12 protein-coding genes are annotated in these 14,599 nt (G+C 70.7%); 4 read left to right on the forward strand and 8 right to left on the reverse strand.

The annotated features are described in order from the left end of the window. Positions 1-1,012: 1,012 nt before the first annotated feature. The 3 genes from V5E28_RS27565 to V5E28_RS27575 form a co-directional block, all read right to left on the reverse strand. A complete protein-coding gene (locus V5E28_RS27565) occupies positions 1,013-1,450 on the reverse strand; it encodes a GNAT family N-acetyltransferase (RefSeq protein WP_336210678.1) in 438 nt (145 codons plus the stop codon). A 58-nt stretch (positions 1,451-1,508) separates the two neighbouring features. After that, positions 1,509-2,039 carry a YbhB/YbcL family Raf kinase inhibitor-like protein gene (locus tag V5E28_RS27570; protein WP_336210681.1) on the reverse strand — a complete coding sequence of 177 codons (531 nt, stop codon included), beginning with the start codon at positions 2,037-2,039 and terminating at the stop codon, positions 1,509-1,511. Between the two features lie 102 nt (positions 2,040-2,141). Continuing rightward, positions 2,142-4,139, reverse strand: coding sequence for a HelD family protein (locus V5E28_RS27575; protein ID WP_336210684.1), 1,998 nt, complete (start codon positions 4,137-4,139; stop codon positions 2,142-2,144). 123 nt (positions 4,140-4,262) lie between these two features. Between V5E28_RS27575 and V5E28_RS27580 the strand changes: the two genes are divergently transcribed. Further along, entirely contained in the window at positions 4,263-4,598 is a 336-nt protein-coding gene (locus V5E28_RS27580; protein WP_336210686.1) for a hypothetical protein, read from the forward strand. A gap of 259 nt (positions 4,599-4,857) precedes the next feature. Here V5E28_RS27580 and V5E28_RS27585 read toward each other — a convergent pair whose 3' ends face one another. The 3 genes from V5E28_RS27585 to V5E28_RS27595 all read right to left on the reverse strand — a co-directional run bounded on the left by V5E28_RS27585 (position 4,858) and on the right by V5E28_RS27595 (position 8,534). Beyond that, the gene (locus V5E28_RS27585) at positions 4,858-6,504 is read right to left on the reverse strand and encodes a DNA repair helicase XPB (RefSeq protein ID WP_336210689.1); all 1,647 of its coding nucleotides are present in this window, start codon (positions 6,502-6,504) and stop codon (positions 4,858-4,860) included. 67 nt (positions 6,505-6,571) lie between these two features. Then, positions 6,572-6,922: a hypothetical protein gene (locus tag V5E28_RS27590; protein ID WP_336210690.1), complete on the reverse strand. Its 351-nt coding sequence runs from the start codon at positions 6,920-6,922 to the stop codon at positions 6,572-6,574. Positions 6,923-7,049: 127 nt separating this feature from the next. Continuing rightward, positions 7,050-8,534, reverse strand: a complete 1,485-nt coding sequence (locus tag V5E28_RS27595; protein WP_336210693.1) for an AMP-binding protein — start codon at positions 8,532-8,534, stop codon at positions 7,050-7,052. Positions 8,535-9,004: 470 nt separating this feature from the next. Here V5E28_RS27595 and V5E28_RS27600 point away from each other — a divergent pair, with 470 nt between their 5' ends. After that, positions 9,005-9,706, forward strand: coding sequence for a hypothetical protein (locus V5E28_RS27600; protein ID WP_336210695.1), 702 nt, complete (start codon positions 9,005-9,007; stop codon positions 9,704-9,706). Between the two features lie 24 nt (positions 9,707-9,730). Here the strand turns inward: V5E28_RS27600 and V5E28_RS27605 are convergent, their stop codons facing one another. Further along, positions 9,731-12,061: a helicase C-terminal domain-containing protein gene (locus V5E28_RS27605; protein WP_336210696.1), complete on the reverse strand. Its 2,331-nt coding sequence runs from the start codon at positions 12,059-12,061 to the stop codon at positions 9,731-9,733. 45 nt (positions 12,062-12,106) lie between these two features. On the opposite strand from V5E28_RS27605, the gene V5E28_RS27610 reads away from it, so the two are divergent. Then, positions 12,107-12,991: a hypothetical protein gene (locus V5E28_RS27610; RefSeq protein ID WP_336210698.1), complete on the forward strand. Its 885-nt coding sequence runs from the start codon at positions 12,107-12,109 to the stop codon at positions 12,989-12,991. Here the strand turns inward: V5E28_RS27610 and V5E28_RS27615 are convergent. Further along, positions 12,984-13,670: a TetR/AcrR family transcriptional regulator gene (locus V5E28_RS27615; protein WP_336210699.1), complete on the reverse strand. Its 687-nt coding sequence runs from the start codon at positions 13,668-13,670 to the stop codon at positions 12,984-12,986. The genes V5E28_RS27610 and V5E28_RS27615 overlap by 8 nt on opposite strands. Before the next feature lie 234 nt (positions 13,671-13,904). Here V5E28_RS27615 and V5E28_RS27620 point away from each other — a divergent pair, with 234 nt between their 5' ends. Then, the gene (locus V5E28_RS27620; RefSeq protein WP_336210701.1) at positions 13,905-14,525 is read left to right on the forward strand and encodes an HAD family hydrolase; all 621 of its coding nucleotides are present in this window, start codon (positions 13,905-13,907) and stop codon (positions 14,523-14,525) included. The last annotated feature ends 74 nt before the right edge of the window (positions 14,526-14,599 follow it).

Consider the following 14,599-nt stretch of genomic DNA (forward strand, 5'->3'; position numbering starts at 1 on the left):
CGAGAAGACCCCTGCCGCTCCCGCCATGCCCGGCGGCGGCGACATGGACTTCTAGGTCGAAGTTCTCGTCCATCCCCTGGATGGACGGCACACTCAAGAGCGACCCGAGCCGGTTCTCCGGCTCGGGTCGCTCTGATTTCGCGACAGTCCGCGACCAGATCATTCTTTGTTACGGCCAGCCTGGTTCAGCCACCCCCCGCACGGATCTCAGAGTCTCTTTTACGGCCAGCCTGGTTCAGCCACCCACCGCACGGGGTTGCGGGCCTCCAGGGAAACGGCCGCTGACCGGACGGTGGCCGGCCGCCGTTACGCGAGCCCATACTTGCCCGTCTGCCAGGTGACGCGTGAGCCCTGCGCTCATCAGGCAACACGTCGCCTCGTCATGGCCGACCCGTGTTCTTCGTCAGCCTCTGGTCGCGTCGCCGCCTGCAGCTGTGAAGGCAGCCTTGCGGATGGCCTCCAGAGCCTCCCGCCTCTCGTCTCGCACCTCGACCACCAGCGCCCCCCGGCCTTCAGAACCTCAAGCCGGCAGAACCTCAAGCCTTCAGGATCTTGGGCCTTTAGGACCTCAAGCCTTCAGCGCCTTGAGTCTCCGGTGCCTTCAGGCTCCGGTGCCTTCAGGCTCCAACGCCTCTGATCTCTAGGCTTCCGGCCATCGTGGACCTCCGGCGTGGCGCGGATTTGGGTCATGCAGCGCCACGAGCTGGGTGGAAGGCGTGTGGGGAGCGTGTGTGAGGAGCGTGCTCGGAGGGGGAGCCGGATGACAATTCGCTTGGCGGATGGGCAAGTATGGGCTCGCGTAACGGCGGCCGGCCACCGTCCGGTCAGCGGCCGTTTCCCTGGAGGCCCGCAACCCCGTGCGGCGGGGGGTTGAACCAGGCTGGCCGTAAAAAAGGAGACTCTGAGATCGGTGCGGCGGGTGGTTGAACCAGGCTGGCCGTAAAAGAGACTCTGATCCGTGCGGTGATTGAAGCGGGCTGGCCGTAAAGGAGATGCGGGTGTTGCTGAGGGGTCAGATTTCTCGGGGGAGGAGCTTCACCCAGCGGGACCACTCCGGCTGGGGGGAGTAGCCGGCGGCGGTCCAGGCCGGGTGGGCGAGGGTGTTGTCGTGGAGGACCATGGCGTCGGCGCGGAAGGCGCCGAAAGTGGTGAAGCGTGCCTCCGCGGCCGACAGCAGGCGCGTGGCGATGCCCTTGCGGCGGTGGGCCGGGTGGACGGCGAGGCGGTAGAGGTGGGCCCGCCAGCCGTCCCAGCCGGCGATGAGGGTGCCGACGAGCTCGCCGGTCAGCTCGGCGATCAGCAGCGCCTCCGGGTCGCGTTCGATCAGCGCGATCACCTTGTCGGCGGAGTCGCGGCGGTCGGTGCCTTCGGCGGCCTGGACCCAGAAGTCCAGGATGGGGTCCACGTCGTCCAGGCCGCCGGCACGGATGTCGATCCCGGGAGCGCTCATGGCCGCTGAACCTAGCAGCTCAAGGATCGGCGCCCTCCCGGGAGGGCGCGACATCGAGTCAGATGCCGTAGTGGGCGACGATGTGGCCTCGGGCCAGGGTGTTGGCGGTGATGTTGAAGCCGACCACCGCCGGGCTGGTGTCGCTGTCCACACCCAGCCTGTCCACCGACAGGGCGTGCACGGTGTAGACGTAGCGGTGCGGGTCGCCGGGCGGGGGCGCGGCGCCGCCGTACTCCTTGGTGCCGTAGTCGTTGCGGGCGTGGGTGGCGCCCTGCGGCAGGCCCTTGAACTCGGGGCCGGTGCCCGCTCTGGTGGGCAGCTCGGTGACGTCGGCGGGGATGTCGAACAGCACCCAGTGCCAGAACCCGCTGCCGGTGGGGGCGTCGGGGTCGAAGCAGGTCACGGCGTAGCCGCGGGTCTCCGCGGGGGCGCCGGACCAGCGGAGGGCGGGGGACAGGTTCTGGCCCGTCATGCCCCAGTCGTTGAAGACGTGGAGGTCGTTCAGCCTCTCGCCGTCCGTCACGTCGTCGCTCTCGACCACGAGCGCGGGAACTGACGGCAGGTATTCGTGTGGCAGCGGTGCCGGCACGGCATCCTCCTCGGTTGAGAGCTTCCTGTCGTCATCTTAGGAGCCGCGGTCGCGGCCGCCTGCGCACCCGGCGCGGCCCGGGAGTGGGCCGCGCCGGGGGCGTCAGGCGGTGAGCTGGGCGGGCAGGGGCTTGTGGTGCAGGACCGTGAGGGAGGTGACGGCCCGGGTCAGCACCACATACAGGCGGGCCAGGCCCCGGGGCTCCGCCTCGACGATGTCCGCCGGCTCCACCACGATCACGTGGTCGTACTCCAGACCCTTGGCCAGCGTCGCGGGGACGATCAGCAGCCGGTGCTCGTCGGTGGAGTCCGGCCCGAGCACGGCGTGGGGAGTGCCCGCCAGCGAGGCGGAGACCTCGGCGGTCATGGCGTCGGGCACGATGACGCCGATCGAGCCCTCTCGGGAGAGTGCGTCGGCGACGGCCTGACCGAGCTCGCCGCCCGGCCGTACGGACAGTGAGCCCGCGCCGGGGCGCAGCGAGCGGGGGGCGGCGAGGTCGGGGGCGATGGAGGGAAGCAGGCGGGCGGCGTAGTCGAGGACCTCGCGCGGCACGCGGAAGCCGAGCGTCAGCTCGGTGACCTCGCCCTCCTGGCCGAGATGCTTGAGCACCGACTGCCAGGAGCTGGTCGACCAGGGGGTGGTGCCCTGGGCGAGGTCGCCGAGCACGGTGGCGGAGCCGTTGCGGCAGCGGCGGCCGAGGGCGCGCAGCTGCATCTCCGACAGGTCCTGCGCCTCGTCGACGACGAGGTGGCCGATCGAGGAGGTGCGCTCGATGAGGTCGCCGAGCTCGTCCAGGAGCGCGGCGTCGGCCGCCGACCACTTCGCGGACTTCCAGCCCCGGTACGGCTTCCGCCATAGAAGCATTTGCTGCTCGTCGGGCGACAAGTCGGATTTGGTGGCTCTGGTGAGGAACTCCTCGTCCGACAGGAGGCGGAAGAGGACCTGTTCGGGGGTCAGTTTCGGCCAGATCGCGTCCACGAGCTGCTTGACCGGCTTGGAGCGGGCCACCGCGTCCTGCACCCGGTCGTCGGGCGACTCGCCGCGCTGCTCCATCCGGACGAGGACCTGGTGCGCCAGGCGCTGCGCCAGGGCCGCGCGGCCGGGGCCGTAGCGGGTGGTGCCGCGCAGGGAGGCCACGATCTCGCGTACCTCGTAATCGGCCACCCGGTGGCGGTAGGCGCCCTTGCTGAAGACCAGGCCCTCCTCCGGCTTCACGATGTGCAGCCAGAGGGCTCGCCGCAGCACCTCGGCCATGCGGGCGTCGCCCTTGACGGCCGAGACCATCGGGTCCTCCGGCGTCGCGTGCTCGCCGAGCAGGCCGGCCACGGTGGTCTGGTCGACCTTGATCTCGCCCAGCGCGGGCAGCACGGAGGAGATGTAGGAGAGGAACGCGCGGTTCGGGCCGACGATCATCACGCCTGACCTGGCGAGCCGCTCGCGGTGGGTGAAGAGCAGGTAGGCGGCCCGGTGGAGGCCGACCGCGGTCTTGCCGGTGCCGGGAGCCCCCTGCACGCACACGGTCTGGGCCAGCGTGGCGCGGACGATCTCGTCCTGGTCGGGCTGGATGGTGGCGACGATGTCGCGCATCGGGCCGGTGCGCGGGCGTTCGATCTCGTCGGTGAGGATCTGGGACGGGCCGACCTCGGCGCCCTCGCCCAGTGGCTCGTCCTCGAACGCGGTCAGCGCGCCGCCGTGATAGCCGAAGCGCCGCCTCAGCGCCACGCCCATCGGGTCGGTGGGGCTGGCCTGGTAGAAGGCGCGAGACACCGGGGCGCGCCAGTCGATCACCAGAGGGCGGCTGGTGCCGTCGTGCACGTGACGGCGGCCCACGTAGATGGTGGGCGGCAGGTCGTCGTCGGCGGAGCGGTCGAGCCGGCCGAAGAACAGCGGCGTGTCCGGGTGGTCCGCCAGCGCGGCGACCCGCTGGTCGAGCAGCGACTGCAGGATCTGCTGCGAGACCCAGTCGCCGGCCGCGTCGGCCGACAGTGACTGCGCGTGCGTGCGCATGGCCTGCAGCGCGGCCCTGGACCGGGCGAGGTGTGCCTGCTCGTCGGCGAGCACGTCGGAGGGTATGTCGGGGGCCAATTGGTGTGCGGGCATGCGAAAGTGCCTCCCGGTCGTGATCGGAGGTGGTCATCAAGGCAGCGAATCCGCCAGTTTAGTGCTCGCGCTGGCGGACCTCCAAAGCATTTAGCCGGGCCCGCCGCAGGGTAGGAATCCGGCGTGGCGCGCGTCCGGATCGGCATCTCGCCGATCATTCCCACCATCGCGAGCTTCCTGCTGGCGGCGCTCTGGGCCCTGTCGGTGTTCGCGGGCTGGGGGTTGGAGGCGTTCTGTGCGGGCGGCGAGTCGTCGCCGGCCTGCTCGCAGCGGCTTGCTACGGTCTCCACGGTGTCGGGGCTGTTCGCGGCCGTCGCCGCGTGCTGCACCGCGGCGGCCTGGCTGATCCCGTCGTCCAGGCGCGATCCGCGGACGTTCAGCAGGTTCATGGGGGTCGCCGTCGTGGCGTGGATCGCCGCCGAAGGGGTGCTGTTCTTCGGCGGCATGCTGGCGAGGTGACCGATCTCGCGAGGGCCACGGCGATGTAACGAACCTTGGAAATACCGAAAAATCCGGGCATACCAGGTGGGATTGTCGGATCATCAGGGTATGTCGCTGCCGGATCCGGCAGCGACGTTGAGAGGACGCAGTGAGGGGGGTGGTTCGATTGTCGACGGCCCGCGGAGTCTCGTGGACGTAAGGCTGTAGTGCCTGGCCGCTCTTGACGGGCGGCCGGGCTCACGGCCCGGCCTCGCGCCCCAGTGTCACACTCTCGGTCTCACACCCCGCCGAGCACGTCGTCGGCGTCGATGATCTGATAGGCGTAACCCTGCTCGGCCAGGAACCGCTGGCGATGCGCCGCGAACTCCTGGTCCACGGTGTCCCTGCTCACCACCGTGTAGAAGCGCGCCCCGCCACCGTCGGCCTTGGGCCGCAGCACCCGGCCGAGCCGCTGTGCCTCCTCCTGCCGGGAGCCGAACGTCCCCGACACCTGGATCGCCACGGCGGCCTCGGGCAGGTCGATGGAGAAGTTCGCCACCTTCGACACCACCAGGACCTGGATCTCCTTGTCGCGGAACGCCTGATAGAGCCGCTCGCGCTCCTTGATCCGGGTCTCGCCCTTGATGACCGGCGCGTTCAGGTGCTCGCCCAGCTCGTCGAGCTGGTCGATGTACTGGCCGATGACCAGCACCTGCTCGCCCAGGTGGCGGCGGACCAGCGCCTCCGTCACGTGCGTCTTGGACGGCGTGGTGGCGCAGAAGCGGTAGCGCTCCTCCGCCTCGGCCATCGCGTACGCCAGCCGCTCCTCGTCGGTCAGCGTGACGCGGACCTCGACGCAGTCGGCCGGTGCGATCCAGCCCTGGTGCTCCATCTCCTTCCAGGGCGCGTCGTAGCGCTTGGGACCGATCAGGGAGAACACGTCACCCTCACGGCCGTCCTCGCGCACCAGCGTCGCCGTCAGCCCGACGCGCCTGCGGGCCTGCAGGTCGGCGGTCATCCGGAAGATCGGCGCGGGCAGCAGGTGCACCTCGTCGTACACGATCAGACCCCAGTCGCGCGCGTCGAACAGCTCCAGATGGCTGTAGACGCCCTTACGCCTGGTGGTCATCACCTGGTAGGTGGCGATGGTGACCGGGCGGATCTCCTTCTTGGAGCCGGAGTATTCGCCGATCTCGTCCTCGGTCAGCGAGGTGCGCTTGAGCAGCTCCTGCTTCCACTGGTGGGCCGAGACCGTGTTGGTGACCATGATGAGCGTGGTCGCCTGGGCGTGCGCCATCGCGGCCGCGCCGACGATCGTCTTGCCGGCGCCGCAGGGCAGCACCACCACGCCGGAGCCGCCGTGCCAGAACGCGTCGGCCGCGTCCTGCTGGTAGGGCCGCAGCGTCCAGCCGTCCTGGAGGAGCTTGATCGAGTGGTGCTCGCCGTCGACGTAACCGGCGAGGTCCTCGGCGGGCCAGCCGAGCTTGAGCAGCGCCTGCTTGACGTTGCCCCGGTCGCTCGGATGCACCGCGACCGAGTCGGGGCCGAGGCGCTCGCCCAGCATCGGCTGGATCTTCTTCGAGCGCAGCACCTCTTCGAGCACGGCCCTGTCGGTGGAGGTCAGCACCAGGCCGTTGGCCGGGTCCTTCTCCAGCCTGAGCCGGCCGTAGCGGGCCATGGTCTCGGCGATGTCGACGAGCAGCGCGTGCGGCACCGGGTAGCGGCTGTGACCGATCAGCGCGTCGATGACCTGCTCGGCGTCGTGCCCGGCGGCACGCGCGTTCCACAGCGCCAGCGGCGTGACGCGGTAGGTGTGCACGTGCTCGGGCGCGCGCTCGAGCTCGGCGAACGGCGCGATCGCCTTGCGGCACTCGGCGGCCTTCTCGTGGTCGACCTCGAGCAGCAGCGTCTTGTCCGATTGGACGATGAGCGGGCCGTCGTTCACGCAGACATCCCTTCTAGGTTGACGCCTATCCAACACGCGCGGCGGCCGAATCAGTCCCCGAACCTGACTAGTCGTCGAGATAGCCGTTGACGCCGAGGAAGATGAAGGTGGAGATGGTCAGCACGAAGCCCAGCCCGAACAGGACCCAGCTCCAGATCACCATGCTGCGGGCCTTGTCGGGGTCGGTGCCGGACCTGAGGGACAGGCCCGCGAGGATCGCGCCCGGGATGGCCAGGATGTTGCAGCAGCTGACGATGGCGATCAGGTTGAGGACGAGCGAGACGATCGCGTTGGCGCTCGGGCCTGTGGGGCGTGGCGGCGGTGGATATCCGTAGCCATACTGCGGGGGTGGCTGCTGGCCGTACGGCGCGCCGTAGGGCTGGTAGGGATATCCGCCTGGGGGCTCTTCCTGGCTCATGCCACCTCCTGTCAGGTCAACATTTATCACGGATTAGACACGCGCCTGACCTGGTTGTGCGGCACCGTCATGGATCCCGGCACGCCCAGGACCACGACCTTCGTCGTGGTGCCCTCGAACAGCCGGCCTATGCGTTCCTGAGCCTGGCCCGTAGAGCCTTGCGGTCGAGCTTGAGCACGCTCGTGACGGGGATCGAGTCGACGAAGACGACCTCGCGCGGGTACTTCACCCGGCCCACCCGGTCACGGGACCAGGTCATCAGCTCCTCCGCGGTGGCGGTGCCGCCCGCTCTGAGCTGGACGAAGGCGACGACCTCCTCGCCGAGACGCGGGTCGGGGCGGCCCACGACGCCCGACATCACCACGTCCGGGTGCTCGTTCAGCGCGTCCTCCACGTCGCGCGGGAACACGTTGAAGCCGCCCCGGATGATCAGATCCTTCTTCCTGTCCACGACATGGAGGTAGCCGTCGTCGTCCAGACAGCCGATGTCGCCGGTGCGCAGCTCGCCTTCCACCAGCGCGGTGCCCTCGGGGTCGGGCTCGTGCTCGCCCCAGTAGCCGCGCATCAGCGACTCGCCCGACACGCAGATCTCGCCGACGTCACCGGTTTCCACGGCTTCTCCCCAGGAGTCGCGGATCGTGATCGTGTAGCCGGGGAGCGGCAGGCCGACGCTGCCCACCTTGCGCCTGCCCGGCGGGTTGAACGTGGTCACGGCGCTGGTCTCGGTCAGGCCGTAGCCTTCGAGGATCTGCGTGCCCGGCATCCGCCGCTCGAACTCCTCCAGCACGTCCCTGCCGAGCGGGGCCGCTCCGCACGTGAGGAAGGCCAGGTCGGGCAGCGGGTGTGACTCCAGCGGCTCGGCCAGGAGCATCTGGAGCATGGCCGGGACCACGGTGCCGTACCGCACGTGCTGCTCGGCCGCCAGGTGGAGGAACGCCTTGGGTTCGAACCAGCGCATGAGCACGGCCTGCGGCGGCTCGGTGGCGTGCAGGCCGGCGACGGTGACGATCAGGCCGTACGCATGGGAGAGGGGGACCGGCACGATCGCGCGGTTGATGCCCTCTTGGTGGGACGTTTCGTAGGAGGCCTTGGCGACCTGCCAGAGGCCCGCGTGGCTGAGCATGACGCCCTTGGCCTTGCCCGTGGTGCCGCCCGTGTACATCAGCGCGGCCAGGTCCGCCGGGTCCCTCGGCACCGGCCCGTGCTCCGGTGCCCGTTCGAGGTCGGCGGTGTCGACGTACACCGGCACGTCCACCCCGGTGGCCTCCACGGTGGCGACGAGCTCCGGCGAGGTGACGACGGCGGAGGCGCCGCTGTCGAGCAGGATGTGCCGCAGCTCCTCGGCCCCCACCAGGAACACCACGGGCGTCACCACCGCGCCGGCCGCCCACAGCGCCTGGTAGATGAGCGGCACCTCCGGCGAGGTGGCCATCATCATCACCACCCGGTCTCCCGGCCGGATCCCCGCCTCGATGAATCCGCCGCAGGTCCGGCGGGCGCGTTCGGCCAGGGTGTGGCTGCGGTGCCAGACCCCCTCGTAGAACACCGAGTCGTAGTCCTCGAACCTGGTCCACGACTCTTCGGCCAACCGGCTCAGCGTTTGCTCGGTCACATGCCCTAACTTGATGCGGTTCGCGGGGTGGCGTCAACCCTCGGTGTCGTGGCTCAGAGGGAGATTCGGGGCCTGACTAGTCATTGTGGAGGGTGGATCACCGCCCATTAAATAGGCATAAATCCGCCTTCGGGGTGATTCCTGTTTCTCCTGAGGCCAGGTCAAGTAACTGTGTGAGTTCTGAGGCCGATGTTGCCATGGAAACTCAACTCCGGCCTTGTCCCTGGATGACAAGAACGAGCAAATGGGGAGCATGATCGCTATGTCCGCTTGTGTACGACCTGCCAGAGACCTCCGGGAAAAGACCTGGTCAGAAGGGTTGAAAGGTGACAGTCGAGAATCCTTACGAAGGAAGAAAGAATCCGTTGGACCGGAATTGTGGTTGAAGAATATTTCCAGCCGTATCCGCGAGTGGACTTACGGTGATATTTCCACCGTCACCCTTTACGGTGACCGTTCCGAGGTGGCCCGTGGACCACGCGACTGAGCCGCAGCGGGAGCGCCCCTGCCACGGCCCGTTCAGCGGCGAGGAAACGCTCGACGGCGGGCCCGTCGCCGGAGAGGTCCCGCCGGCCGTCATCGCGGACCTCGGCCCGTACGACGTCGACCGCCTCCTGCGCACCTACCTGGAGCCGCCCTGCTTCGCCGGAGCGGTGCGCAGGCTGGCCGAGAGCCACCTGCTCGTCCTGACGGGCGCCGAGTCGACAGGCAAGCGGCTGGGCGCCATAGCCCTGCTCTCGCGGATGTCGCTCGCCGACGGCGGCATCGTGGTGCTCTCCCCGGCGGCGACGGTGGCCGAGCCGGCCTCACGTACGGAGTTCGAGCCGGGCCGCGCCTACCTGCTGCATGACTGGATCGGGGGAGGCGACGACCGGTACGACCTCATCAAGCTGGCCGGCGAGCTCGCCGAAGTGGGCTGCTTCCTGGTCATGACCAGGAACGGCGCGCCCACGGCGGCGGTGGAGGTCGAACAGTCCTGGGAGCCGCCCGCCCCCGACGAGCTGTTCGACCTGTGCGTGGCCGCCTTCGGAGGCACGGCGCACCGCAGCCGCCACGAGCTGGCCGAGGCCAGGGCGTACGCGGCCACCCTGCCCTCGCCGGCCAGGGTCGTGGCCCTGGCCGGCCAGGTGGTCCGTCTCGACACGCCGATGGCGAGCCCGGGTGACGCGTGAGAGTGTCCCCGCGCCGGCTCCGGATCAGATCCCTGAGACGCCGGTGATGCGGTGAAGGGCGAAGCGGTGGACGGCGGCCCTGGTCTCGTCGTACGCGGTCAGATAGCCGCCCTCCATCCTGGCGGGCTCCAGGATGCGGGAGGTGGCGTTGCCCTGCGAGTCGAGGTAGCCGATCCACACCCGCACCCCCTGCCTGATCGCGTCCTGCAGGACGGAGATCGTCGCGGTGGCGGGACTGCGCGGGATCTGGCCGCCGGGGGCGTCGACGGGCTCGCGGCGGGCCAGGTGCGCGGCGTCGCCGGCCCGCAGCGCGCGTACGGCGGCTGTCGTCACCTGCGGGTCGAGGCCGTTGGACGAGGTGACCGGCCGGGCCGGCGCCAGCCCCTCGGTCCGCCTGCTTTCGAGCTGGGAGAGGATCACGTCGCCGTCCAGCGACTCGGGGACGGGGGCGTACCCCATGGCGCGCAGCGAGTCGACCAGCGCGGCCCTGGACGATCGTGAGGCGATGACCGTGGGCGCCAGCCTGCGCAGGCGTAGCGAGGCCGCGCGGCGGTCGGCGGTGAGCTGGTCGAGCAGCGCCGGGTCGTCGCAGCGGATGTAGGCGCCGGCGGTGCCCACGCGCATCCGGCCGTGCCGGCGGCCGACGTCGGCGACCAGGTAGGACAGCGCCTGCGGCATGGGCGTGGCCGAGTGGCGCTCCAGCATGGCGAGCAGCTCCTCGACGCCCTGCCCGGCGTCGAGTGCGCGCCGGATGGAGCCCTCGCCGAACCGGTAGACCGTCGCGCCGCCCTTGGACTCGACGTCGGCGGCCAGCGTCATCCAGCGGTTCAGCTCGCTGGTCAGCGGCCCCGGCGCGACGGCTGTGAGGTCGGCCTGCAGCAGCACGTGGTCGACGGGCTCGGGCAGCAGCGGCGCGAGCGCCGAGGCGGCGTCCTCGCCCGCGAGCAGGGCGCGCCCGTGGCCGGACAGCGCGCCGAGCCCGGCGAGGCCGAGTTGCTCGGCCTCGCGCAGCGCGAACTCGGTGAGCTGCTCGCGAAGCGGGCCGCGGCGGCGGGGCTGCTCCCATTCGAGCCGTCGCAGGACGCTGTCGCGCGTGGGCGCGAGGCCGGGCGCGGCGGCGAGCACGCTCAGCGTCGCGGCCCGCACCACGGGCGCGGACGAGCGGCGCAGGTCGGGGTGGAGCGCGTTGAGCGGCCGGTCACGGTCGTCGCGCTCGCCGACCAGGCCGGGCACCCGGTCCATGTGCAGCCAGGTCACGGCCAGCGCGACCCACCGCTCGGCGGTGCCCCTGACCCTCCACAGGTCGTAGCCGCTGGTCGGCAGCCACTCGCCGTCGACGCTGCCACCGGCCGCGACCAGCCCGGCCGCGTGCGTGACCTCCACGACCAGCGCGGTCGCCCATTCGGGCAGGTCCAGCTCACTCGCCGTGCGCTTCATGTCGCGCACCCCGAGCCCGCCGGTGCGCAGCACGCCGGGGGCCTCGATGCTCCACCGCTCGCACAGCTCCTCGACCGCGCGGACGAACATGAACGCCTGCCCGGCAGCGGTCCGGTCGGCGAGCTTCTGGTCGCGGGTGGCGCCTTCCAGGGCGGGTGGCACGGCCAGCAGGTCGCGGTGCACCCGCCCGCCGCGCAGGTGCAGGCCGACCTCGCGCGGCAGCGTCACGCTCTCCTCGCCGGTCGCCGCGATCAGGCCGCGGGCCAGGAGCTGCTCGATGGGCGAGCGGGCGGAGGCCATCCGCACCTCCCGCCGGGCGTTGGGCACCCGGCCGGCCGGCGGCCCCCAGGCGAGCTGTTCGAGCGCGTCCCTGGCTTCGGGCGAGACCTGCTCGATCAGCTCGCCCGGCTCGGCCAGCGCGGCGGCCAGGCGCTCCCTGCCGGAGCCCGCCGTCCCGGGCGCGATCTCGTCGGCCATCTCCTCCAGCTGCTCAGGCGGATGATGCCGGAACACCATGTCGGCGGGCGGGCCCAGCCCCGCCGGGTCCTCCAGCACCTTGCGCACGCCCGGGGCCAGGTCGATCGCGCTGTCGGGACCGAACACGAGGGCCAGGTCGCGCAGCCGGTCCAGCGCGGCGCTCAGCGCGGGCTCGGGCCTGCCCGCGGCCAGCGCGCCGCCGACCAGCTCGCGCAGCGCCGTCTTCCTGATCGGCCCCTGCTGTACGGCCAGCGTCTCGACGACGGCGAGGGTGAAGCGGTCCAGCCGGTCGAGCACGCGCGCGATCGCCGAAGGGCTGCCGGCCCGTGACGCCAGACCCTCTATGTGGGCGGGCACCGGGGTGATCAGCTCGGGACGCGCGGAGACCAGCGTCCGCAGCTCCTCGTCGGTGCGCCCCCTGATCCACTCCGTGAACTCCATCGTTGCCATGGTATGTCCCTGCTGATTGGGGCAGCATTGCTAGGCGTGATAGAGCGAGCGGACCAGCTCATCCTCAACTACGTCAGCAAAGCCGCTGACGCGGCGCACGGGGTGCTGAGGCCGGAGCAGCGGCTCGACTTCACCAGGCGGCTGCGGGCCAGGATCGAGGCGGAGCGGCACGGCAGCCAGAATGCCCGGCAGGTGTCCAAGGTGCTCGCCCGCTTCGGCGACCCGGTCGTCCTGGTCGAGCGGGAGATGCGGAGGCTGGCGGAGTCCGCGCCGGGGGCCGTGCCCGAGCAGGCGACCCCGGCCCTGCCCACGTTCGGGCCCGCGCCGGTCTCCCCGTCCGGTGATACGGCCTCGCCGGCGAGGTCGGGCAGCACGGCCGCGTTCCCGAGGATCGTGGACGACGCGGCGCTGCCGCCCGGTGTGGCGCGCGGCCGCCGGCTCGCCGAGCGGCGGGTGGCCGGGGAGCGCGGCCTGCCGTTCGCCCGGCTTCGCAGCGCGGCCATGTCCAGCGCGAACCCGATGGCGACCGGCGGCAGGGACGCCAGGACCGTCGTCAAGCACCACCCGCGCGAGGTCGCAGCCCTGGTGATCCTCGTGGTGGCCGCGCTGATGGTGCCCTTCGACCTGCCCGCCGTGGCCATCTTCCGGGTGCCGGTGATCGTGTGGGCGTTCGGCGCGGTGCTGGTGATGATGAGCGACCCCTGGGCGCTGCGCGACCGGCTGATCGGGATCGGCGCTCCGCTGCTCGGCTACACCGCGGGCGGCGTGGTCGTGGGCGGCCTGCGGGTGGGCGACGAGCCGGGCCTGCAGGCGTTCGTGCTCGAGTTCTTCAACGCCAGCGGCGTGATGTTCATGATCGGGACAGGTGCGGGCGTCGCCTGGCTGGTCTACCGGCTGATCGACGCGGACGGGGTCAGGTGACGGGGGCGGGGCTCGGCAGCAGGCCGACGGCCAGCCGCACCCAGGCGGTCACGAACTGGTCCTTCTCCGCGTGTCCCGGCGACTCGCCCACCGTCTCCTGGAACAGCCGGTAGTGCACGACCGACCCGCCGAGCACGGCGGCGATGCCCGTCCAGTCGACCTCGGCGTCACGGTATTCGGGCTGGTCGCGGAACCAGGTGATGATCACGTCGAACATGGGTTGCAGCAGCCCCTCCCGCACCACCGCGACCAGCTCGGGAAACTGGCTGAGGTCGCGGAAGAAGACCCGGGTCAGCTCCGACTCCTCGCGAACCTTGGCCAGCCCGGCGCGGCACAGGCGCGACAGCCGCGCCTCCAGGGCGGCCGAGGTCTCCATGCTGCTCAGCTCGGCCAGGCTCTCGGCGACCTGCGAGCGGGTCCTGGCGGCGTGCTCGTTGATCGCCGCGGAGAGGACCTCGTACTTGGACTTGAAGTGCCGGTAGAGCCCCCCGGCGCCGGGGGAGAGCCCGGAGGCGGCCTCGATCTCGGCGACGGACGTGGCGGCGTACCCGCGCTCGGCGAAGAGCCGCAGGGCCTCGTCGACGATCCGGGCACGGGTGCTCGTGGCGCCCGCACCGGTCTTCGCGGGGCCGTTGGCGGCCCTCTCGGACCGGGCCCCCGCGCTTGGCGATCTCGTCATCTCTTTCCTGATACCTCCGGGTAAGGAGCGTAGTCGTCACGGCGCGGCGCGCCGGATCAGGCCCGCACCTCCGAGCCGAGGCCCCCTGACGGGCTGAGGGAGCGCGGGGCAGGTGGTCGTGGGGCGCCGGACATGGTCACTCCCTCCCGATAAGTAATTCCTTTCTTTCATTCCCACGGTCCCACAACAAGCGCCCGTTACGCGTAACGACTCCGTCTTTGGCATCCTTCACCTGTGGTGACTTCGGTGGGATTCGACCTGGACATGACTTTGGCCGATACGCGGACGGGGATCGCGGCGGTTTACGACGAGCTCTCCTCGCGGCTGGGCGTGCCGATCGACAGCAAGGCGATCATCGCGCGGCTCGGCCCGCCGCTGGAGCAGGAGCTGGCCAACTGGCTGCCCGCCGAGGCGATCCTGGACGCGGCCGACCTCTACCGGGAGATCTACCCCGACCTGGGCGTGCCGGCGCACATCGCGATGGACGGCGCTCATGAGGCGATCGAGAGCGTGCGGGCCGGTGGTGGCAGGGTCATCGTGGTGACAGGCAAGAACCCGCGTGACGCCACGAGCACAGTGCGGCGGCTCGGGCTGGACGTGGACGAGGTGGCCGGCTCGGTCTTCGGGGCAGCCAAGGGCACGGCCCTCGCGCGTTTCGGCGCGGCGGCCTATGTCGGTGATCACGTGCTGGACATCGAGGCCGCGCGGGCGGGCGGTACTGTCAGCGTGACGGTCGCGACCGGCCCTTACACGGCGGGAGAGCTGCGCGATCATGGGGCCGATGTGACGCTGAGCGACCTGACCGAATTCGGCGCCTGGTTCGCCGCTTGGCGCTCACGCCACGAAGTCGGATAATTCATCGGCATTTACCCGGTCGCCCTGTCGCGCTGCGGGGCATAACCTACATCCATTCACCTAATCACGACTGT

It is taken from the genome of Nonomuraea sp. LPB2021202275-12-8 (genome assembly GCF_037044575.1).
In the GTDB taxonomy this organism is placed as follows: domain Bacteria; phylum Actinomycetota; class Actinomycetes; order Streptosporangiales; family Streptosporangiaceae; genus Nonomuraea.